The following is a 3,173-nucleotide window of genomic DNA, read 5'->3' on the forward strand; positions in this document are numbered from 1 at the left end:
ACGGCTCGAGTTCCAAACCCCGAATGAGATCATCAGATCAGTCCTGTTGCGATGACCGCTTGAATCCGCCGATCCCTTCCAGCACATTCTTCGCGCGGCACCTGCTCTGCCGATACGGTGGCGCACGGAGGCAACATGTCGAGTGATGACCAGTACGTTCTTCCTGGGTCGGAGATGGACCTCGCCATTGACCGTACTTTGCATCGCATGGCACCCCAACGGGAGGGGTGAGCACACCGCATGAACGTGCACGTGCACGTGCACGGCGTCACGCTAGCCTGATCGCATGACGGTATACATCCCCAGCATCGAGACCCCGTTCCGGCCGTTCCCGGACGACCGCTGGTCGGTGGATCCTGCCTCGGGCAGCATCAGTGTGTCCAGCATTCCGGGCACCGACATCTTTACCGACCCAGGCGGCGACGACGGCGGCCAGGTCACGTCGTCGACGCTGCACAACGCCGCAACGCTTCTGACCGATGCTCCCGCCGGCGACTTCCAGCTCAGCGCGCGCGTCCGCGTCCGCTTCGCAGGCACGTTCGATGCCGGCGTGCTGTTCCTGCGCCACGACCGTGAGACGTGGGCGAAGCTTTGCTTCGAGTTCTCGCCGCGCGGGCAGGGCATGATCGTCAGTGTCGTCAACAATCGCGTCTCCGACGACGCCAACGCCTTCACAGTCGACGGTGATCAAGTGCACCTGCGTGTATCTCGGAAGGGGACGGTCTTCGCCTTCCACGCATCCGTGGACGGCGAACGATGGATGCTAATCCGCGCGTTCTCGCTCCCAAATGGCCGCAAACCGCTCGAGATCGGATTCGAGGCCCAGTCGCCCCAGAGCGACGGCTGCGACGTCACTTTCGACGAACCACGCCTCGTGGAGCGCACGATCTCCGACTTCCGCGACGAGTCGTGAGCCGCCGTTCTTCTCTCTGCTGATCACCGACCAGCCCTGGACCCTGTTCGTCGCCCAAGCAGTCGGGATGAGCGTGCTCTGTCGTTCGCGCAGCGGGACGAACTCGTCGCGGGCAATCAGACGATGAACCCCCGGGTCCGCGCAGCCCTAGGCCGGGGACGGGGGGTGGCGAACCGACCCCGAACGACGCAGCCGACGAACCACGCTGACGATACCGATGCCGACCAGTGCCGCGAGGGCGAGAACACTGATCGCGTAGAGCGGCCGGGCCCACGGCGAGTAATGCGCACCGCCAATCCCATAGGTGTCGGCCAGCCCCATCCCCGGGCCGAAGGAGGCCGCGAAGTAGGCGATCGGTCCGAGTGCGAGAAGCAAAAGGTAAACAACCGCCACCACTGTGGGCGGAATCCGAGTGAAGAGCACCGCGACCAGCAATCCCACCGCCAGTAACGGACCCAGGGCCATGACGAAGACGACCATCGGGGTCTGCATCGATTCGTTGGCAGCTGCCATGTCCTCCCAGATCTGGTCGATCTCCACCCCTGGGACGGCAGCGAGCGGGTTCAGCCACAGGATCTGCACGAGCGCGAGTAGTGCGTACCCGCAGACCACCAAGCAACCTATCGCCGCAAGAGTCACCGCAGCTGCCCGATGGCGAGAGGGGTTCTTGGGAGCGACGATAGCGCTGCTGGCAGCTGATGCCCTTTACTACTCCCTTCGACGAACACGCCCGTCACTTCCTGACTAGAGGCGCTTCTCGCCGAGTAGCGCTCGCCTTGGGGATCACTGAGGGTCCCTCCTGCCGGATGATCGTCGACGATCCGGTACTTGTGCCCGGGTAGGGATGGGCCGCGGGCGTCAGGGATTGCTCTCCAATGATCGTCAACGATCAGACTGGCGCCCGGTGGGTATCCGCAGTGCGACGATTGTCGACGATCCGGGCCGCCGACCGGAAAGGAAATCCTGTGCGCGCTTTGTGCGCGCCAGTGTGTTCACTTGCCATGGGGCCTGCTTGCCCATGCCTCGATCACTGCTCGATGAACCTCAGGGGCAGGTCGGCGATATGTAGTCCCGAGGACCGGATGATGTCCTCGATCGCCGCGCGCTGCTGTACGGGGGCGACGATCTGTATCTTTTCGATTCCATCTTCCGGGGTGCCCCCGCCGTCGGCCCAGTAGGTGCTGACCGACCGATTCTCATTGAGTTCGGTGAGTAATGCGAGGTACGCGACACTTTCGTGCGGCTCCAGTACAACGCCGAGATTCGCGGAGTTGATCTCGACGACGGCGTTCGTATCGAGGCCTGCGGCTCCGACGAGATCATCGGAGTGGTCCACCAGCGGGAGCAGGTGGGTGAACCCTGCCGGCATCTGTTGTTCGAGTGCGACGAGCGTGAGCGTGCCCTCTTCCCAGATCGTGGGCTGGATAGCAAGGCCCGGGGCGACACGGTCGAGCTGGTGGACGAGCTGCACCGCATCGAACCCGAAGTCGGGACATCGTGTGTTGCGACCATCGGAGTCCGGAGCGGTCGGGGCCGCGTAGAGCGACACTTCGGCTGCCGCGGGCGTCCGTACGTTGATCGACCAGGTCACGCCGTCGGGATAACCGGTGGAGCACGCCGCATGGAGCAGGCCGGGAAGACCCGCCTCATCGACCGTGACGGACATCCACGACGTCGGTTCCGAGAACGTCGGCGCTTCGACCCACCGCTCCTTCTCGATGCTGTCCACGCCGGGAAGTTTCTCGAGCTCGGCTTCCAACTCGTCGAACTCTTGGCTGGGACGGTCGAAATGCGATTCGTTGACCGTCCAACCGAACAGCACAAAGGCGACGCACGCCGAACCGATGAGCGCGACCGCCACGACGGACAACCAGAGCCGCTTCACAATCTTCGTACGAGGGCGATCGGCGTTCAGACCCTCCGACCCGAGGTCCGCTACCGCACTGAACCTCCGCAAAGCATTGCCCCCCTACCAGTCCTGCCGTCCTCGTCGGCATCGAACCTACCGCGGACCGATCACGCCGAGCTGGGGAGATCACAAACGGATGGCAAACCAGGACACCACCACAATCCACTCGACGCCACGGGCGGACGAGAACGCGGCGTCCCGCTCACGCCAAGGCGCATGGTCGCCGTCGCGGTGCACCTGCCCGGTAAAGGATCCTGGGCGACGCACGTCAGCGCAACGACTCGCACGTTCACGCGGCGCGTCGCAGGCATGAGCCATGCGCTGAGGGTCCAGGCGATCTGTCGGCGTCGG

The 3,173-nt window shown here is 64.2% G+C and carries 4 protein-coding genes; 1 reads left to right on the top strand and 3 read right to left on the bottom strand.

Annotation, left to right across the window (positions count from 1 at the left end):
* The first annotated feature begins 286 nt into the window (after positions 1-286).
* The gene (locus ACPW96_RS23170; RefSeq protein WP_425823710.1) at positions 287-913 is read left to right on the top strand and encodes a DUF1349 domain-containing protein; all 627 of its coding nucleotides are present in this window, start codon (positions 287-289) and stop codon (positions 911-913) included.
* Between the two features lie 147 nt (positions 914-1,060).
* Here ACPW96_RS23170 and ACPW96_RS23175 read toward each other — a convergent pair whose 3' ends face one another.
* The 3 genes from ACPW96_RS23175 to ACPW96_RS23185 form a co-directional block, all read right to left on the bottom strand.
* On the bottom strand, positions 1,061-1,495 hold the full coding sequence (locus tag ACPW96_RS23175) for a hypothetical protein (RefSeq protein ID WP_425886090.1): 435 nt from the start codon (positions 1,493-1,495) through the stop codon (positions 1,061-1,063).
* 445 nt (positions 1,496-1,940) lie between these two features.
* On the bottom strand, positions 1,941-2,798 hold the full coding sequence (locus ACPW96_RS23180) for a hypothetical protein (protein WP_425886092.1): 858 nt from the start codon (positions 2,796-2,798) through the stop codon (positions 1,941-1,943).
* Between the two features lie 150 nt (positions 2,799-2,948).
* On the bottom strand, positions 2,949-3,173 hold a 225-nt coding region (locus tag ACPW96_RS23185), incomplete at its 5' end, for a hypothetical protein (RefSeq protein ID WP_425886093.1).

It is taken from the genome of Micromonospora sp. DT81.3 (assembly GCF_049847225.1).
GTDB lineage: Bacteria > Actinomycetota > Actinomycetes > Actinomycetales > Microbacteriaceae > Microbacterium.